This is a genomic window from Amycolatopsis sp. cmx-11-12 (genome assembly GCF_046269425.1).
GTDB lineage: Bacteria > Actinomycetota > Actinomycetes > Mycobacteriales > Pseudonocardiaceae > Amycolatopsis.
The window spans coordinates 158337-176998 of record NZ_JADNQM010000010.1; the positions used below are offsets into that span (position 1 = coordinate 158337).

An 18662-nucleotide genomic window follows, 5' to 3' on the forward strand; every position below is an offset into this window, starting at 1 on the left:
CGCCCCACGTCCCGGAACCGAACGCCCGCGGTTCGAGTACATGAAGGCCCCCTTCCGTGCGCCAGGCGCAAGGAAGGGGGCCTTCATGTACTCGGCGAGGGGGCATCCAGTGCGGACTCGGCGGCGGGAGTGGCTTCGTCACCAGGACACCGGTCCCGGGCCTTGAAGCTAGCGAAGAAGGCCTACACGGCAGCCTCACGCTCACGAACCCAACCGCTGCCGCACCTCGTCATCCGAGAGCAGCAGCACCTGCTCGACCGAGGCCGCCAGTTCCTCGGCCTCGTCCGGTCCGCTCAGCCGCTTGACGATCTCGTCGGCCAGCGCGGCCGGGGTCGACGCGGTGAACAGCGCGCTGAGCGGCAGTTCGACGGCGAGGATCTCCTTGATCTTCGCCAGGAGCCTGACCGCGAACAACGACTGGCCGCCGAGGTGGAAGAAATCGTCGTCGACCGCGACCGGCCTGCCGTCGAACAGCTCGGACCACATGGACACCAGTAAGCGGGTCAACGCGGTGTCCGGGGTGGCCGGGGCCGCCGGCGACGTGGATCCGGCCATCGCACGCAGACACTCCCCGTCCACGGTGCCGTCGGCCGCCAGCGGCACCTCGTCGATCGCGACGACAGCGGTCGGCAGGGCGTACTGGGGCAGCCGGTCCACGAGGAAGGCGCGCAGTTCGCTCAGCTCGATCGAGCCTGCCGCCGCAACGTAAGCTGTGCGGAAGTCGCGCTCGTCCGGGCGCACCACGACGTCTCGAACCAGCGGATGGCCCGCGACAGCGGCCTCCACCAAGCGCGACGCCACTCTGGCACCGTCGACCAGCGGCACCTCGGCCACTGCGCCGAGATACGCCACCGAACCGTCGCCCACCGCGCGCACGAGGTGGCCGGTGCGCGCCATGAAACCGCCTGCGGCGAAGGGATTCGGCATCAGCTGGGCGTCGGCGGTCAGGTGCGCCGCGGTCAGATAGAGCTCACCGCAGACACCAGGCGGCACCGGCCGAAGCCGGCTGTCGAGGACGTAGGCTCGAACGCCCGGCGCCGGCCGGAGGCGGGGAGTGTCGTCGGCGGCGGTTGCCACTGCCGCGAGGGGGACGGCACTCGACGAGAGCACCCGGACGGTCCGGTCGCCCAGCGGGCCGAGGGGTGGCGTCGCGCAGCCCGTGATGAGCAGCCGCAGCCCGGCCAGCTCGCGGGCCATGGTCGGCGGCACCCGCATGGGCAGCCACGCCGCCGTGGCACCGCTCCTGGCGATGAACTCCGGCAGATCAGGGAGGCGCGGTTCGCCGGGTGCCGGACAGCACGTCGCCCCGGCCGCCAGCGCGGCGAACAAATCCGGGTGAGCCGAGCCGGCGAGCACTAACCGCTCTCCCCTGCGCAGGCCAAGATCGACGGCGCTGAGGGCAGTAAGACTCTCCGGAGTCAGCACCACGCCCGACGTGAGCTCCACGGTCGCGCCGAGGTCGGTCGCGGCCAAGGTCGTCACCACTACGTCGTCCACCGCGGAGACGACGGCGCCCGAGCCGATGCCGGACGCCGCCAATCGGTCACGCCGAACCTCCACAGCGGTCATCAGTTCGGCGTAGGTCATGGCGCCGTCCCCGTCCTCCAGGGCAACCAGACCGGGGTCCACTGAGGCGTGCTGCCGGAGCACATCGACGGGCCGCGGCGTGGAAACGGCGTCAGGAGGTGCGGCGAGCAAGGCGAACTCGTTGTCGGACAACATCTCCAGCCTGTCGACGGCGAGGTCCGGGTGGCTCGCCACCTGCTGCCAGAGCCGGGTCAGGTGGTCGGCGAACTGGGTCATTCGTGTCTCGTCGAACAACGCGGTGTCATACCGCAGGGTGACTTCGATCCGGTCGTCATGGCTCAGACCGGCGCACGAGAGGTCGAGTGTGGAGTATTCGGGAGGCAGGGACTCCCCGGCTTCCAGTGTGAGGTACGCCGAGTCGACTCCGGCCACTTCCCTCGATGCGAGGCCGCAGCCGATCTGGAAGAACGGGTGGTGGGACGGGTTCCGTTCCTCGACGAGCCGTTCGAACGGCATCCCTTGATGCCGGGACGCATCAAGGATCACGTCGCGGACCCGGTCGAGCAGGTCACCGAAGGTCGGCTCGCCGGACAGGTCCGTTCGCAGGGCGACAACGTTCGCGCACGAGCCGACCACGTTGGTCAGCCTCGTGGTCTGCCGGTTGGCCATGGACGTGCCGACGACGACGTCCGCCCTGTCGCTGTAGCGGGCCAGCGCCACTTGGAGGATGGCGACGTAGGCCATGAAGAGAGTGCTGTGCCGCGCCGACGCCACCTGCCGCACCGCGGCGACAGTCTCCCGCGGGATGACGAAACGCAAGACGCCACCGACGGACCGTTGCGTGGGTGGCCGCGGCGTGCCGCCGAAGAGTTCCAGCAGGGCGGGAGCCCCTGCGAACCGGCCGCGCCAGAAGTCGAGCACGGGTTCACCCTGACTCCCCTCGAGATGCGCCTGCTGCCAGTCGGCGAACTCGCCATACTGTGGCGCGTCCGGCAACTCGGCGTCCCTGCCGTCGACAAGGGCGTCATAACACTGGAAAAGCTCGCGCAGGAAGATCTCGGCCGAGATCTCATCGAATACGAGTCGGTGAACGAAAAGGAGGACGACATGCCGGTCGTCCGCGACCCGGATCAGCCGCATTCGCATCAACGGCGGCTTGGACAGATCGAATCCGGCGCGGCGCTCCCGGGCGATGATGTCGGACAGCATCGCCTCACGCTGAACTTCCGGAAGATGCCGAGCGTCGTCATTCCCCACGTCGACGGTGACGTGTGGCGTCACCCACCGCACCGGGCGCCCTTCCCGTGTTCCGAAACCCGCCCGCAATGCCTCGTGCCTATCGAGCAGAATAGTGACGGCGGCGGTGAAGGCCTTCGAATCGAGTGAGCCACGTATCAGCCAGCGCCACGCGACCGTGTGGACCGGACTCGCCCGTTGCCCCTGGTCCGCGGACCACAGGCCGAGCTGGGTCACCGACAGCTGAAATTCCGCGTCGTTCACTTCGCGCACCCCGCTCGGCCGACGACATTATGCACAACGCACCGTACCGGCCGGTGGCGCGTGTGGTCATCGCCGTTTCACGCAGGCGGCGATCAACGAAACGTCGATGCCGACTCCTTCGCCAGGCTGATAAGATCGGATTCCATCGCGATTATGGCAAATTCTCCTGCAATTGTTCGTCGGCGGCTGAGGAACATTCAATGGCTGGGTACGCGTCGCGGTCTGTGTATGAACTGACACATCAGCAAGCGCTCGAGGCCGAGGCGGTGCACGTCTTCCGGGAGGTGGCGGCGACGTCGGCCGATCCGGCGTTGCTGTTTTCCGGCGGCAAGGACTCGGTTGTCATGCTTCACTTGGCGGCCAAGGCATTCTGGCCCGCGCCGATGCCCTTTCCCTTGGTGCACATCGACACCGGGCACAACTTCGACGAGGTGATCGCGTTCCGCGACGACGTCGTCGGTCGGCTCGGCCTGCGCCTGGTCGTCGGCCATGTCCAGGACGACATCGACGCGGGCAGGGTCGTCGAGGATCCGCAGGCTGGGCGCAACCGGTTGCAGACCACCACTTTGCTCCGCACGATCACCGAGCACGGATTCGACGCGGCGTTCGGCGGCGCCAGACGTGACGAGGAGAAGGCCCGCGCCAAGGAACGGGTCTTCAGCCCGCGGGACGAGTTCGGCCAATGGGATCCGCGCAACCAACGCCCCGAACTGTGGCGGCTGTACAACGGGCGGCACCGTAAAGGCGAGCACGTCAGAGTGTTCCCGCTGTCCAACTGGACCGAGCTGGACATCTGGACCTACATCGAAGCGGCGGGGATCGAGCTCCCGCCGCTCTACTACGCGCACCGGCGCGAGGTCGTCAGCCGTGACGGCATGCTACTGGCCAACACCAGATTCCTGCCGCCGTCACCCCACGAGGAACCGTTCACCGCCACCGTCCGTTTCCGCACCGTCGGGGACGCCACCTGCACGGGATGCGTGGAGTCCACCGCCGCGACGGCCGCCGAGGTCGTCGCCGAAGTCGCCGCGACCCGGGTCAGCGAGCGGGGTGCCACCCGCGCCGACGACCGGATCTCCGACGCGGGCATGGAAGACCGGAAGAAGGAGGGCTACTTCTGATGTCCGGCGACCTGGTGCGGCTGGCCACGGCGGGCAGCGTCGACGACGGCAAGTCGACGTTGATCGGACGGCTGCTCTACGACGCCAAGGCGATCTTCGAGGACCAGTTCGCCGCGGTCGCGCACACGTCCGCCCAGCGCGGGCATTCCTACACCGACCTCGCGCTGCTCACCGACGGCCTGCGCGCCGAGCGCGAGCAGGGCATCACGATAGACGTGGCCTACCGCTATTTGGCCACCCCACGCCGGAAGTTCATCATCGCCGACACCCCTGGGCACACTCAGTTCACCCGCAACATGGTGACCGGGGCTTCCACGGCGGACGTCGCGCTGATCCTCGTCGACGCCACCAAAGGCGTACTCGAGCAGTCACGCAGGCACGCGTTCCTCGCCAGTCTGCTCGGTGTACCGCACATGGTCGTGTGCGTGAACAAGATGGACCTGGTCGGCTATGCGCAGGAGCGCTTCGAGGAGTGTTGTGCGGAGTTCCGGGCTTTCGCGGCGAAACTGAACATCCACGACCTCACCTTCGTGCCGATTTCGGCGCTGCACGGCCACAACGTGGTCAACCGTGCCGCGGAGATGTCCTGGTACGGGGGCAGGACGCTGTTGCGGCAGCTGGAAGAGGTGCACGTCGCCTCTGACCGCAACCTCATCGACGCGCGCTTCCCGGTACAGTTCGTCATCCGCGCACACGGTTCCGAGGGCCGCAACGGTTTCCGGGGCTACAGCGGGACCATCGCGGGCGGCGTGTTCAAACCCGGTGACGAGGTCACCGTACTGCCATCCGGGTTCAGCACGACCGTGCGGGCGATCCGGGGTCCGGGCGGTTCCGAGATCGCCGAGGCTTTCGCCGGGCAGGCGGTCGTGATCGAGCTGGCCGACGAGATCGACATCGTGCGTGGCGACCTGCTCTGCCGCCCGCACAACCGTCCGTACGTCGCGTCCGAAGTGGACGCCATGGTCTGCTGGATGACCGAGTACGCCAAGCTGAAACCGGGCGACCACTACACCTTGCACCACACCACTCGCTCGGTCCAAGCCACGGTGCGGGAACTCGACTACCGGCTCGACGTGAACACGCTGCACCGCGACGAGGCGGCCACTTCGCTGGCACTGAACGAGATCGGCCGGGTCCGGCTGCGCACCCGGCAGCCGCTGCTGTTCGATCCCTACCGGCGCAATCGCGACACCGGCGGCTTCGTGTTGATCGACGACGTCACGAACAACACGGTCGCCGCCGGGATGATCACCGGCCCCGCGGTCACCACGCCGAATGTCTTGTGGCACAAGCCTTCCGTCACCCGCGAGCAACGCGCGACGGAAGGGATGACCGTCTGGCTGACCGGGCTCTCGGCGTCCGGCAAGTCCACCGTCGGCGCGGAGTTGGAGCGGCGACTCGTCGCGTCCGGGCGTCCGGCGTACCTGCTCGACGGCGACAATCTGCGGCACGGTGTCAACGCCGGTCTCGGCTTCTCCGCGCAGGACCGCGCGGAGAACGTGCGCCGCACGGGCGAGGTGGCCAGACTGTTCGCCGACGCCGGTGTGATCGCCATCGTGTCCCTGATCAGCCCGTACCGCGAGGACCGCGACCGGGCCCGCCGCAGCCACGCTCAAGCGGGCCTGCGGTTCGTCGAGGTCTTCGTCGACACGCCGATCGAGGTCTGCGAAGACCGCGACCCGAAGGGGCTCTACGCCAAGGCGCGGGCGGGCGAGATCAGCGGATTCACCGGCATCGACGCCCCCTATGAGCCGCCTACCGACCCGGATGTGGTGTTGCGACCCGACGACGGCGACGCCGCGGACCAGGCGAACATACTGCTCGACCGGCTGGGCGGCTGATCGGATGCGCCGCCTCGCGCCCGGAGTTCAACGCCCGCGCCACACCGGATCTCGCTTCTGCACGAACGAGAGCGGGCCTTCTTTGGCGTCCTCGCTGAGCATCCGCCGTTCCTCCCACGGGTAGCGCGTCGCGAAGGCCTGCGGCAGCGGGATATCCGTCGACGCCAGCGCGGCCTGCTTGATCGCGCGCACCGCCAGTGGGGCGCAGCGCAGCAGGTCGTCGACCCACCCCTGGACGCAGGAGTCCACCTCATCGGCGCTTACGACGTCGTTGATCAGACCGAACCGCAACGCGCGAGCCGCACTGAGCCTGCGGCCGGTCATCAGGTGGCCGAGCGCGATGCGCGGCGGGAGCTGGCGGCTGAGGCGGAAGACGCCGCCCGCACCCGGGATCAGCCCCAGTCTTGCCTCCGGCAAACCGAATTCGGCGTGGTCGACGGCGACGACGATGTCGCACGCCAGCGCCAGTTCGAATCCGCCGCCCAGCGCGTAGCCGTTGACCCTGGCCACGATCGGCTTGGCCAAGTCGAACCGCTCGGTCAGTCGCGGCCAACCGGGCAGGCCACGGCTGCCGAACGTCGCCGGCGTCGCACTGCCGTTCTCGGTTCGCTCGACGAGCTCTTTCAGGTCCTGTCCCACGGAAAACGCCCTGTCGCCCGCACCGGTGAGCACCGCGACCCACAAATCGTCGTCGTGCTCGAAATCGTCCCAAATCGCTGCCAGTTCCTCGTGCATACGCCGGTCCATCGCGTTGAGGACAGCGGGACGATCGAGCGTCACCCTGGCGACGTGACCGTCCTTTTCGTACAGCACCCGCGACTTGCCCACCATCCGTGGATGTTCGCAGTCCGGACGCTGCGCCGGACACCTACCGACGTCGGTTCTCACCAGTGGAATTGTTGAGAGATAAGGCAAAGGTGTCGTGGTGAGTCGCGAGGGCACGTGCGGCTGATGTCCCCAATGTCGCATTGGTGTCGCTGAGCGTCTCCAATGAGGCATTGGGGACAGTGACCACGGTGAACGCGCGATGCAGCTGGAGTTCTCCGAGTCCCGAGACCTCTTCGACGAAGTCATCAAGCTGAACCAGGTGATGCGGGAGGTCGCGGACAGGCAGCTCGACCGGCAAGGTACGAGCGAGCGGTTCCGGGAACGGCTCGCCGCGGACGCCGAACCGCAGGTCCATAATTTCAGTCTTGCAAGTTCTGCTATGTGGAAGCTAACCTCCGCAGACTGAAATTTCCCGGAAACGCTCGCTTCTACCGAGAGGCGGATCCATGGTGAAGAGGACACGGGCCGACGAGGCTGGCAGGCCCGAGGACGAACGGCTCGGGATCGGCAAGAGTTTCACCTACGGCATCCAGCACGTTCTGACGATGTACGGCGGGATCATCGCGCCGCCCTTGATCATCGGCGGTGTCGCGGGCGTCCCACCCGCCGAAATCGGGCTGCTCGTCGCGTCGTGCCTGTTCATCGGCGGGCTGGCGACCATCCTGCAGTCGTACGGCGTGCCCTTCTTCGGTTCCCGGCTACCACTGGTCCAGGGCACTTCCTTCGCCGGCGTGGCGACGATGACGGCGATCGTGGCCGATGGCGGACTACCCGCGGTGTTCGGCGCGGTGATCGTTTCCACGCTGCTCGGCCTGCTCATCACGCCGGTGTTCTCGCGACTGGTGAAGTACTTCCCGCCGGTCGTGACGGGGACGGTGATCACGGTGATCGGGCTCAGCCTGATGCCGGTCGCGGCGCAGTGGGCGATGGGCAACAACACCAAGGCGGCGGACTTCGGCTCGGTGTCCAACATCGGGCTGGCCGCGCTGACCCTGACGATCGTGCTGGTGCTCAGCAAGGTCGCCGTCCCGGCGATCTCCCGGCTCTCGATCCTCCTGTCGATCGCGGCGGGCACCGTTCTGGCCGCCTTGCTCGGCAAGGCTGATTTCTCCGACGTCGGGGACGGCCCGATCTTCGCGGTACCGACACCGTTCGCGTTCGGGGCGCCGACCTTCGACGTCGCCGCGATCGTGTCGATGTTCATCGTCGTGCTGGTGACCCTCACCGAGACCACGGCCGACATCCTCGCGGTCGGGGAGATCGTCGGAACGCGGGTCGGCAAACGCCGGATCGGCGACGGCCTGCGTGCCGACATGGCGTCCTCGGCGATCGCACCGGTCTTCAACGGGTTCACCCAGAGCGCGTTCGCCCAGAACGTCGGCCTGGTGGCGATCACCGGGGTCAGGAGCAGGTTCGTGGTGACCGCCGGCGGGGTGATCCTGCTGGTCCTCGGCATGCTCCCGGTACTCGGCAGGGTGGTCGCCGCGATCCCGTACCCGGTACTGGGCGGCGCCGGTCTCGTGCTGTTCGGCACGGTCGCGGCGTCCGGCATCAAGACACTGTCCAAAGTGGACTACGACGGGAACATGAACCTGGTCATCGTCGCGGCTTCCGTCGGTTTGGGCATGGTCCCGATCGCGGCGCCGGACTTCTACCACCACTTCCCGGCGTGGGTCGGCACGATCTTCCACTCCGGGATCAGCGCCGCCGCGCTCATGGCCGTCGTGCTGAACCTGGTGTTCAACCATCTGAAGCCCGGCAAAGCGGGCACCGACCCGTCGGTGTTCGCGACGGCGACCCGGGTGATCGACTACTCCGATCTCAAAGCCTTTTCCCAGCTGAAGAACGGCGACCGGATCGTCGACGGCAAGATCGTGGACGCCAACGGCGAACCGGTCCCGGTGCGGGACGCGGACGGCCACCCTGTGCACTACCGGATCGGCGCCGAACCCGAGGGGCACTGACGCCGCATCGCCACGCCGCAGCCCTGCGCCCGTCCAACCACCCTCACCACGAGTGGAGAGGACACTCCGAGTGGTCATCGCGCCCGCCACTATTGCCGCGAGTCCTCCGAATGGCCGCAGGAAAAATACGTAGCGTGTTTTCCTCCCGAAATAGCGAAAACGCATTTCCACCTCGATCGAGTGAACTCAACCGATCCGATCGACCTGGGAAAACGCGACAAAACCGCAGGCAGATTCGGTCCGATCACCTACCGTGCGCATTGATTAACGCATCGCTTTCCTGTTAGAGATGATCGTTCCCGATTCGTATCCCGTTGCGGATGACTCTGCGCAAGGACAGGCCCCGATGACCAAACTGCAGACCTCCTGCGGTGGCGCACGCCCTCATCCGGTTCGCGCGCTTCTCGTACTGGTGCTGGCAATGCTTCCGCTGTCCGGCTGCGGTACCACCGGGGACGAGGGTGGCGGCGCCGCTGCCCCCGTGGCGCCGCCACCCTCGTCGCCCGAGCTGCTCGCCTCGCTGCCCGAGGCGAACACCTTCGGCCAGCTGAACTCCGCGCCCGCGGACCCGTCCCCCACGCTCCCCGTCGGCGGGGAAGTACTGCATCCCAAGGCGGATGCGATGGTCTACCGCGCACCCGGCGCGGAGCCGATCGCCCGGCTGCCCGAAACCCAGATCGGCTCACCGACCTGGGTCCCGGTGATCGCCCGGCAGGGCGACTGGGCACAGGTGCTGCTGCCCGCCCGGCCCAACGGCGCGACCGGCTGGCTGCACGCCACCCCGGAAACCGTGGAGTCGGCGCACAACGACTTCCAGGTCAACGTGGACCTCGCCGGATTCCGCCTGGAAATCCTGGAAATGGGCAAGCCGGCCGGCTCGTGGACCATCGGCACCGGCAAACCCGAGCACCCCACGCCCACCGGCCGCGCGTTCATTCTCGCCTCGATCAAGGAGAGCGTGAACACCTACAGCCCGATCGTGCTGCCACTGAGCAGCCATTCCGATTCGCACGAGACCTTCGGCGGCGGGCCCGGCACGGTCGGCCTTCACACCTGGCCGGACGACAGTTTCGTCGGCAAAGCCACCAGCGACGGCTGCATCCGGGTCACCCGCGAGGCGCTGGACCGCCTCGTGGAGCTGCCGCTCGGCACCGTCGTGAACATCACCTGAAACCCGATCATGGAGGTAATTTCCTTGTCCCCACGCACAACTAGCGTTCTCGCCTGCACGGCCGCGGCCTGCCTGGTTTTCACCGCCGCCCCCGCCGTGGCCGCCCCGGCCGAGTCCGCCTACGCCATCGCCGCGTCCGGTCTGGTCACGATTCCCCGTACGCCTTCGGTTTCCGGCGCGGGCAAGGAGTCGCTCGCCTCGGTGGCGCTGCCGACGTCCGGCCCGTCTCTGGTCAGCGCGAAGGCGCTGAACGCCGACGTGAAACCGGGACACGCCAAGTCCAGCGTCGCCGGTCTCTCGCTGGACCTCGCCACCTTGCCCGCCGCGGCCACTCTGCCCGGGCTGAGCGCCGACGTGATCAAAGCCGAATGCCAAGACGGCAAGGGTTCGGTGTCGATCGTGAACCTGAAGGTCGGCGGCAAAGCGATCAAGCTCGACCAGGTCCCGCCCAACACCACCGTCCCGCTGGCCCCGTTGCTCGAACTGGTGGTGAACAAGCAGACCAAGAACGCCGGCGGCACGCTCACCGTGACCGCGGTGTCGGCCAAGCTGCTCGGCCGGACACAGACTCTGGACATCGCGTCGGCGACCTGCGCCAAATCCCCCGGCGCCACCCCGGAACCGCCGACCAAACCCAGCGGTGACAAGCCTCAGCCCGGCGGCAAGGCCCCCAAGCCCACCCCGGTCCCCGCACACCTGGACGTCACCGGCTGACCACGCCTCACACAACGCGAGTGTGGCTTCCGGCTCGGAAGCCACACTCGATGGGGCGCCCTCAGATCGCTCCCGTCCGCACGGCGTATGCCACCGCGTGCGCCCGGTTCCGCAACCGCAACCTGCCGGTCATGGCGTAGATGATGTTCTTGACCGTCCGTTCCGAATAGGACAGTTCGGCCGCGATCTGGTTCGTGTCGAGGCCGTCTGCCATCAACCGCAGTACGTCGATCTCACGCGCGGAAAGGTTCGTCGCGGCCGGCCGCTCGATCAGCGGGCCGAGCGAACCCAACGGCGGATTCGCCCTGCCCGCCGCGGCGGACCGGACGCTGTCGGGCAGCTGTTCGCCGGTCGCCGCCGTACGCGGCAGCACGGCGACCACCCGGCATTCCGCGGCGACCGCCAGCTCGCTCTCCTGGATCTGGTTGACCATAAGCACAATCGGCTTGCCAAGCTCGGCCGCGCTCTGCCGCAGCGTCACGATCGCGTTGTCCGAAAGCCGGTCGAACGCGGCGACGACGACATCCGCCTCATCGCGCCTCCGGCCGCCGACGATCTTCATGTCCACATAGGACTCTAGATAGCTGACCATCCCGGCTGTCGTGATGGGATCCGACGCACAGACACTCACCCGCACTTGTTCCACGGTTCCGGTTCACCGCCGTCTGATCGTCGTGTCGATCAATTCGTAGGCCAGGTCGAAGCGGACACCGTCGGGATTGGTCAATCCCGCGTCCTCGTACCAGGATTCGTCAGCCTCGGGATGAGGACCGCTGACCCCGACCCGGCCCTTTCCGTACGGGGCGACGACGACCGCGGCCGCTCCGTTGCCGTAGGTCGCCAGGACGGTCGCTTCGGCGCCGTCGTCCAGCGCGAAAGCCGGACCGTCCTGGAAGTACATGTGCCGAGGCTGGCCCCGCCAGGTCACCGCCAGCACGGTGTCGCGATCGTCGGGCACGGTGGAGCCGGGGGAACCGGCGTACCCGTAGGTGTCACCGGGCAGCAGGCCGAAACCCGGGTCACGTCCGGCCAGATAGCCGCCGAAGCACAGGCCAAGGTAACTGCCGCCCGCCCGCACCCAGTCGCGCATCACCTGCGCGGAACCACGCAGGTCCCGCCAGGTTCGCTCCAGATCGGCCCCGCCGCCGGGCTGGACGTAGAGCTGCGCCTCGGCCAGTGTGGCGGCCGTAAGCGGAACCCCGGTGCCGGGGCCGACGTACTTGACTTCAAACGGTTGCGGTGCCTTGCGCAGCAACGCGGCCACTGTCGGCGCGCAATCCGTGCAGCCCTGCGGGCCGTTGTACACCAACGCCAACCGCCGAGGGCCGCCTTCGTCCCCCAGCGCCTGCGAGCCACAGCCGACCGCCAGCAAAGCGGCGAGGGGAAGCGTGCCGAGAAGCACTCGGCGCCTGCTCACGATGCTCGGTTCGGAGTCGTGTTCGTCCACGAGGTTCCTTTCGTCGCACTCCATGCTCGGCGCACGCGGTGACCGTCCGGCACCGGCGACCCGGCCCGAACAACCCGCCGACCGGCTGGTGCTGTCCACCCGGTCGGCCGGCGCGGGCCTTCCGGCCTCGGGTGGTGCCCGCCCGCCGGTTGCGGCGAGACTGGGCGCATGATTCGAGTGGTCGTCGTCGACGACGAGGCGCTGGTGCGCTCGGGGTTCCGCCTCATCCTGGAGGCCGCGGGCGACATCGAGGTCGTGGCGACCGTGACCGGTGCCGAGGCGGTCAAGGAGATCGGCCTGCACGGCCCGGACGTCGTGCTGCTCGACATCCGCATGCCCGACGTCGACGGGCTCGCCATCCTGCGGCAGCTGCGAGGCCTGCGGAAAGCGCCGAGCGTGGCGATGCTCACGACCTTCGACTCCGACGAATACATCGCGACCGCGTTGCGTTCGGGCGCCGCCGGGTTCTTGCTCAAGGACACCGCCCCCGACCTGCTCGCCCATTTCGTCCGGACGCTGGCCGCCGGTGGTGTGGTGCTCTCCCCCAAGGTCACGCGCACCGTCGTCGACGGCTATCTCGAATCGGGAGCTGGCTCGTCGGCCGCCACGCAGGTCGGCCAGCTGTCCGAACGGGAACGCGCGGTGCTCGTGCTCATCGCGGACGGGTTGTCCAATGCGGACATCGCGGGCCGGATCCACCTGAGCGTCGGCACGGTCAAGGACCACGTGTCCGCCATCCTCACGAAACTCCGCGTCGCCACCCGCGTCCAGGCCGCCCTCGTGGCACAGCAGGCGGGTTTGCTGGGCAACGGCGAAGGCCGGTCGTGAGCCGGGCGCGCCGGTTTCTCGTCGACGCCGGGTGGATCGCCGTCGCCGCGATCGACGCGGGACTGGACCGATCCGAGCCGCTGATGCTCGCCGCCGCGCTGGTGGCTCTCGGCGTCCTGCCGTTCCACCGCCGGTGGCCGGTGCTCGTATTCGCCATCACGCTGCCCGCCCTCGCGATCTCGGGCTCGGTCATCGCGACGCTCATCGCGCTCTACGCCGTGGCACAACAGCGCTCGAACCGGTACCTGCTCATCGGATGCGGCCTGTCCGCCGCTGCCTGTTACGTGTTCCCCGGCCTCGATCTCCAGTTCGACGAAACCGACCTGATGCTCACCGTCATCTACGCGATCATCACCCCGGCCGCGCCGATCTTCCTCGGCAGGCTGGTGCACACGCAGCGCGAACTCACCCTGCGTCTGGCGGAAATCCGGCAGGCCCGTGAACACGAACGGGTGTTGGACGCCCAGGCGACCCTCGCCAAGGAACGCACCCAGCTGGCCCGCGAAATGCACGACGTCGTGTCGCATCAGGTCAGCCTGATCGCCGTGCAAGCGGGCGCGCTCAGCGTTTCGACCGCGGACCCGGCCGCGAAATCCGCCGCCGAAAACGTGCGCAGGCTGTCGGTCGACACCCTCGACGAGCTACGCCACATGGTGAACCTGCTGCGCGCTTCCGGCAGCTCCACCACCGAATTGATGCCCCAGCCCACGCTGTCCGACCTCGACCGTCTGATCGCCGGGAGCGGCATCGAGACGCGGCGGACCGGAATCGCGCCGGAGGGCATCGACACGGCTGTCCAGCGCACGATCTACCGGACCATCCAGGAAGCTCTGACCAATGTGCGCAAACACGCGCCCGGGAGCACAGCGACCGTGGACATCGCGCACGACGGCGCCGAACTCACGGTGACGGTCAGCAACACCCCGGCGACCCGGCCGACGCTGGCCTTGCCCAGCGCCCGCCACGGACTGCTCGGCCTGCGGGAACGCGCGGCACTGCTGGGAGGCACCGTGGTCACCGACGCCGCCCCCGACGGCGGCTTCCGCCTGCGGTTGCGGTTGCCCATCACCGGTCAGGGAAGCCGGGCGGGCCGATAGGTTCTCGCCGTGAAGGCCGAGGGCGAGCACGAGACGCGCAGGTTCCGCGGCCAGATACCTGAAGACGGTGAAATAGCAGGACACGCGTGATCGGGCGGCGATCACTCGTGCTTGAGCAGCGATCACGCGTGCTTGAGCAGCGATCTCGCGTGATTGGGCGGAGATCTCTCGTGACCTAGTCGGATTCGGCCGGCGGGGCGGGGACGGAACAGCCGGTCAGATCTGCCCCATCCCCTGGCGGTCGCGCAGGCCGATCCTGCGGAGCAAGGTCATCGTGGCAAGCACCAGCAGGCATCGGACGATCGTGGCGTCGACAAACAACCCGAGGCAACGGTGACCCTGGGTGAGGGGTGTGTGGAAATAGGGACGTTGAGTGTCCCTATTTCCACACACCCCTCCGGATCCGGCGGTCACCAGGGCTGTCGCGCGGGACTGTGTGGATCGCGGTCCGGCATCGGGACCGCACTCGAACACGACACCTTTGCCGCACCCCCTCAATATCCCGAATCGCTACTCACGACAGTGAGGATGTTCGTGGTGTGCCGACGTAAAGCAGGTCCCCATCTGGATGTCGACGATGGGCGAAGGATCCGCCCGGTCAGGGAACAGGGGTCTGGCCAGGACGGAGGATGTCCCCGCAGGATCGCAGATGCGCCACCGAGTTGGCCGCGACGACCTTCTGGGTCTCGGTGGTCACGTAGTTCTGCGCCGCGGCGAGCAGTGCGGGGTCGCGGACGAGATCCTTGCGCACCCACACCCCGACGTCACCGAACGCGGCCGGGTCACGGGGGCTGCGGTAGAGCACCTCGTACTCCCGCGCGAACCGTTCGTCCTGGGCGAAGCCGAGTGTGGTGTCCCACGAGCCGATGAGCGAGATCAGCTCCGGACGGACCTGGTCGAACACGTACTGACGTTCACCCGCGAAATCCGCGGTGCTCAGGTAGTCGGCGATGACGCGGTCGGCGAGACCGGCGAGGTCGATCACCTGGAGCCTGCTGACCAGCGACATCCCGCCGAGGTCGATCACGCCGATCTTCGCGGAATCGGGCAGCCTCAGGAGGTCCGCGACGCCGTTGGTGACCCTGGCGTCGCGCTCGACGACACTGCAGAACGGCGTTTTCGGGGTGTCGTGGTACTTCTTGCCCTGAGTGTAGAAGCCGTCGACCGACGACACCGTCGCGACGACGAGCGTGGCCACCAGCAGGACCCGGCCGCGGATCCGCGCCTTGCGCACGGTCTCGACGATCACGATCGTGCCGCCGAGTGTGCCGAGCGCCCAGATCGGCGTGGCGAACCGGAGCTGTCCCATCCAGTCGGCCTGGAGGACACAGAAGGCGATCACCGACAGGCCGAACGGGACCACGAGCGCGACCATCCCCGCGCGGAGCTTGGACGGCTTCTGCATCACCAGTGCGAGACAGACGATCGCGACCGCGACCAGCAGCCAGCCCGCGTATTGGAGGACCGTCCCGGCCTTGGCGATGTCGGTGACGGCCGGGAGCGGCTGCGCCTTGGCGACCGCGGTGTTGGGCAGCAGGCGCCCGTACTCGATCCAGCGGAACAGCAGGTAACCACCGAACGGGACGGTGAACCCGGCGGCGGACAGTAGTACCGCCCGGACGGCCGGGGCCAGGCCGCCGCGGCGGGTGAACAGCGCGACCACGATCGGGAACGCGGCCGCGTAGATGACACCGTCGGGGCGGCTCAGCCCGGCGAGGGCGGCGAGCGCGCCTGTCGACACGGCGACCTTCGCGGTCAGGAGCGTGCCGGAGTTCACGCCGCAGAGGGTGACCACGGCCACCGCGGTGACCGCGAGGGCGTAGACCGAGTTCTCCAGGCCGGAGAAGCACCAGATGACGAACGAGGAGTTGGCCGCGAGCGCCGCACCGGCGATCACGGTGACCAGGGCGGGCCGCGGTGTCACGCGCTTCGCGGCGACGTACACCAGCGCCAGGATGGCCGCGCAGCAAAGCAGCGCCAAACCCTTGGGGAACAAGACGTAATCGGGGATGCCGAAAAGCGTGCCGTTGTCGAACAGGCCGACCAGTTTCCCGAGTGCCAGCAGCACCATCCACACCGGATTCGAGAAGCCCTCGACGGGCTCCACCCCAGGCTGCAGAACCGGTCCGAAACCGTCGGCGAGGTTACGGGAATAGGCGAACGTGATGGCCGCGTCGTCGATCATCCAGTTGCCGTAGAAGCTCGCGTGGACGGCGATCAGCACCGTACCGGCGAGGACCGAGGCGAGGGCGCCGAGGAACGGCGGGAAACCCCGGTGCGGGGGTGCCAGGCCGTCGCCTGACGGTCTGGCGCGGCCACGGTCCGGCTCCGCCACCTGCGGCGGGCCGGTCAGTTCCACACTGCTCACGAGGTGAATCCCCCATAGTCAAGGTTCGAGAATCCGGCGACGGCGCCGAGCGGCCGAGCCCCCTTGCCACGGCCGCAGCGTCCTGTCTCATCCACTACACGGATTGTTCGAGGAACCTCATCGTTCTCGGCGGATGATCCGGAAACACAGCTTCAGCTGATTATCATCACCCAGACGTGTAGCGTTACAGGATCAAGGGGTGATTTTTCTTGCCCGGTTTCAGGGCAACTTCGTCGAAACCTCCCGGTTACCCGGAGTGCTCGGCGACGCGCGATCACGATCGGGGTGGCGATCGAGGACAGGTTCCCGATGAAGTTGAACATCCCCCCGGTCAGCCCGAACAGCCGCCGCGGCGCCAGCGACCAGGTGATCGACGCGAGACCGTTCCCGAAGAAGGCGACGGACAGGATCACGATGACCATCGCGGTCGAATCGGTGAAACTCGCCCCGACCATGACGGTGCTCAGCAGCAGCCCGGCGATGATCGGCCCCTTGCGCGCCACACTGAGCGAAGCGCCGCGCCGGACCAGGAAACCGGACTTTATGTAGTCCATGTCCCGGTACTCGACCGCTGGTGGTCTCCATCAGTCCGCGTGAGGCTCGGCGGGCGCGGGACGGCGTCCCGGATGAACCGGGCGTCGACCGACATGGGCAATGTCTCGCAGGTCGTCCCCGCCATCCATCCCTACATCGGCATCGGCTCGCTGCCCGCGATCAACCACCAGCGCGAATTCGCCGCGCACTGCGTCGGCGGCGAGGCCGAACGCGCCCTGCTGGACGGCGCGATCGCCCTGGCCTGGACCGGCGTGGACCGGGCGGCCTGACCGTCCACTGAGGACGAACGTGGAGACGGACCGTCCTCGCGCGACATGGTTCGAGGAGGCACCATGACCACACAGGACTCTCCGCCCGACGAGTTCGTCACCACTACCACCACCACCACCACCGCCGACCCTGCGGCGCAGCATCGCCGCGGGAGCCGTCGGCGTTTTCGTGCACTGGTTCGATTGGGCCGCCTACGCCTACCTCGCGAGCACCATCGCGTCGGTGTTCTTCCCCGCGGGCGACGCCACCGCCGGACTGCTCGCCGTATTCGGCGTTTTCGCGGTCTCCTTCGGGATCCGGCCGATCGGGGCACTGGTGTTCGGTCTGCTCGATGACCGGATCGGCCGCAAGCGCACGCTGTCCATCGTCATCTTCGTGATGTCCGGCGCCACCCTGGTCATCGGCCTGCTGCCCGGGTACTCGACGATCGGGATCGCCGCTCCCCTGTTACTGGTCTTCCTGCGGCTGCTGCAAGGTTTCGCGGCGAGTTCGGGAGCGCGGCGAGTTTCCTCGCCGAATACGCACCACGCCACCGCCGCGGTTTCGGCGTCAGCTGGCTCGAAGTCGGTTCCCTGCTGGGATTCCTCGCCGGATCGTTCGTGTTCCTGCTGCTGTCGCTCGGTCTCTCGGACGCGCAACTGGCGTCCTGGGGCTGGCGGATCCCGTTCCTCCTCGCGGCGCCGCTCGGGATCATCGGCTTCGTCATCCGCACCAAGATCGAGGACACCCCGGAGTACCGCGCGCTCGAGGCGACCGGCGACGTGCCCCGCAGCCCCGTCCGGGAACTGTTCCGCAACAACAAGAAGCAGCTTTTCCAGGCCGCCGGTCTGATGACCATGATGCATGTGCCGTTCTACGCCGTGCTCACCTATCTCGTCACCTACGAGACCGACCACCTCGGCCATTCCGCGGGCAGTGCCGCCTTGCTGTCCACGGCGATCTCGCTCCTCGCCCTCGTCCTCATGCCCGCCTTCGGGCGTCCCTCCGACAGGGTCGGGCGGAGGCCGGTCCTGCTCGGTGCGGGGATCGCGCTCTTCGTCCTCGCGACACCCGCGTACCTCGTGATGCGAACAGGGCTCATCGGCACGTGGATCGGCGGGCTCACGCTCGGCGTCGTACTCGCCGCGATCCTCGGCACCTACGCGGTGTGGTCCGCGGAGATCTTCCCGACCCGCACCCGCCAAGGCGGACTGTCGATCGCCTACAACCTCACCGCGGCCGGCAGCACCCTCGTCCCCGGCCCGTACCTCATGGTCGCCGCCGTCGTCGGGCTCGTCGCGGCGTTCTCACTGCGGGAGACCGCCGGAAAGCCGTTGCCGCAGACGGAAGACGACACCACCGGGTGACGTCGGTTTTCCCGCCCCGTTTCCTTGCTAGCGGCATCCCGAGATGGCTTGATGGACACGTGGCTTTCCGCGCGGCTGTGCACCG

16 protein-coding genes and 2 pseudogenes are annotated in these 18662 nt (G+C 67.9%); 12 read left to right on the top strand and 6 right to left on the bottom strand.

What is annotated here, in order from left to right; all coding sequences use genetic code 11:
- Positions 1-201: 201 nt before the first annotated feature.
- Positions 202-3027, bottom strand: a complete 2826-nt coding sequence (locus tag ACLARN_RS16450) for a condensation domain-containing protein (RefSeq protein WP_409492271.1) — start codon at positions 3025-3027, stop codon at positions 202-204.
- 29 nt (positions 3028-3056) lie between these two features.
- Here ACLARN_RS16450 and cysD point away from each other — a divergent pair, with 29 nt between their 5' ends.
- Both cysD and cysC read left to right on the top strand, forming a co-directional pair.
- On the top strand, positions 3057-4148 hold the full coding sequence (gene cysD / locus ACLARN_RS16455) for a sulfate adenylyltransferase subunit CysD (protein ID WP_409492272.1): 1092 nt from the start codon (positions 3057-3059) through the stop codon (positions 4146-4148).
- A complete protein-coding gene (cysC, locus tag ACLARN_RS16460; RefSeq protein ID WP_409492273.1) occupies positions 4148-5989 on the top strand; it encodes an adenylyl-sulfate kinase in 1842 nt (613 codons plus the stop codon). Before cysD ends, cysC begins: the two co-directional genes overlap by 1 nt.
- 27 nt (positions 5990-6016) lie before the next feature.
- On the opposite strand, the gene dpgD is transcribed toward cysC, so the two are convergent.
- Together dpgD and ACLARN_RS16470 are read right to left on the bottom strand one after the other, a co-directional pair.
- Positions 6017-6820 (bottom strand): enoyl-CoA-hydratase DpgD, encoded by an 804-nt coding sequence (dpgD, locus tag ACLARN_RS16465; RefSeq protein ID WP_409492274.1) that lies wholly within the window; start codon positions 6818-6820, stop codon positions 6017-6019.
- A gap of 37 nt (positions 6821-6857) precedes the next feature.
- A complete protein-coding gene (locus ACLARN_RS16470) occupies positions 6858-7172 on the bottom strand; it encodes a hypothetical protein (RefSeq protein WP_409492275.1) in 315 nt (104 codons plus the stop codon).
- 91 nt (positions 7173-7263) lie between these two features.
- Here ACLARN_RS16470 and ACLARN_RS16475 point away from each other — a divergent pair, with 91 nt between their 5' ends.
- The 3 genes from ACLARN_RS16475 to ACLARN_RS16485 all read left to right on the top strand — a co-directional run bounded on the left by ACLARN_RS16475 (position 7264) and on the right by ACLARN_RS16485 (position 10666).
- On the top strand, positions 7264-8781 hold the full coding sequence (locus ACLARN_RS16475; RefSeq protein WP_409492276.1) for a nucleobase:cation symporter-2 family protein: 1518 nt from the start codon (positions 7264-7266) through the stop codon (positions 8779-8781).
- Positions 8782-9127: 346 nt separating this feature from the next.
- Complete coding sequence (locus ACLARN_RS16480) at positions 9128-9952, top strand: L,D-transpeptidase family protein (protein ID WP_409492277.1); 825 nt, start codon at positions 9128-9130, stop codon at positions 9950-9952.
- A 24-nt stretch (positions 9953-9976) separates the two neighbouring features.
- Positions 9977-10666 carry a choice-of-anchor P family protein gene (locus tag ACLARN_RS16485; RefSeq protein ID WP_409492278.1) on the top strand — a complete coding sequence of 230 codons (690 nt, stop codon included), beginning with the start codon at positions 9977-9979 and terminating at the stop codon, positions 10664-10666.
- 61 nt (positions 10667-10727) lie between these two features.
- Here ACLARN_RS16485 and ACLARN_RS16490 read toward each other — a convergent pair whose 3' ends face one another.
- Positions 10728-11258 (bottom strand): response regulator transcription factor, encoded by a 531-nt coding sequence (locus tag ACLARN_RS16490; protein ID WP_409492279.1) that lies wholly within the window; start codon positions 11256-11258, stop codon positions 10728-10730.
- A gap of 63 nt (positions 11259-11321) precedes the next feature.
- Entirely contained in the window at positions 11322-12113 is a 792-nt protein-coding gene (locus ACLARN_RS16495) for a BPL-N domain-containing protein (protein ID WP_409492280.1), read from the bottom strand.
- Between the two features lie 22 nt (positions 12114-12135).
- On the opposite strand from ACLARN_RS16495, the gene ACLARN_RS16500 reads away from it, so the two are divergent.
- Genes ACLARN_RS16500 through ACLARN_RS16510 form a run of 3 tightly spaced genes read left to right on the top strand, consistent with a single transcriptional unit; the run spans position 12136 to position 14038 of the window.
- Positions 12136-12285, top strand: coding sequence for a hypothetical protein (locus ACLARN_RS16500; RefSeq protein WP_409492281.1), 150 nt, complete (start codon positions 12136-12138; stop codon positions 12283-12285).
- Between the two features lie 5 nt (positions 12286-12290).
- The gene (locus tag ACLARN_RS16505; protein WP_409492405.1) at positions 12291-12941 is read left to right on the top strand and encodes a response regulator; all 651 of its coding nucleotides are present in this window, start codon (positions 12291-12293) and stop codon (positions 12939-12941) included.
- Positions 12938-14038: a sensor histidine kinase gene (locus ACLARN_RS16510; RefSeq protein ID WP_409492282.1), complete on the top strand. Its 1101-nt coding sequence runs from the start codon at positions 12938-12940 to the stop codon at positions 14036-14038. The genes ACLARN_RS16505 and ACLARN_RS16510 overlap by 4 nt, the downstream gene beginning before the upstream one ends.
- Positions 14039-14636: 598 nt before the next feature.
- Here ACLARN_RS16510 and ACLARN_RS16515 read toward each other — a convergent pair.
- Positions 14637-16406 (bottom strand): hypothetical protein, encoded by a 1770-nt coding sequence (locus tag ACLARN_RS16515; RefSeq protein WP_409492283.1) that lies wholly within the window; start codon positions 16404-16406, stop codon positions 14637-14639.
- Between the two features lie 309 nt (positions 16407-16715).
- Between ACLARN_RS16515 and ACLARN_RS16520 the strand changes: the two genes are divergently transcribed.
- The 4 genes and pseudogenes from ACLARN_RS16520 to ACLARN_RS16535 all read left to right on the top strand — a co-directional run.
- On the top strand, positions 16716-16955 hold the full coding sequence (locus ACLARN_RS16520) for a hypothetical protein (protein ID WP_409492284.1): 240 nt from the start codon (positions 16716-16718) through the stop codon (positions 16953-16955).
- A gap of 77 nt (positions 16956-17032) precedes the next feature.
- The gene (locus tag ACLARN_RS16525) at positions 17033-17230 is read left to right on the top strand and encodes a hypothetical protein (RefSeq protein ID WP_409492285.1); all 198 of its coding nucleotides are present in this window, start codon (positions 17033-17035) and stop codon (positions 17228-17230) included.
- Positions 17231-17399: 169 nt separating this feature from the next.
- Positions 17400-17657: pseudogene (locus ACLARN_RS16530) on the top strand (MFS transporter); the annotation flags it as partial.
- A gap of 128 nt (positions 17658-17785) precedes the next feature.
- Positions 17786-18577 (top strand): annotated as a pseudogene (locus ACLARN_RS16535) (MFS transporter); the annotation flags it as partial.
- Positions 18578-18662: the final 85 nt, after the last annotated feature.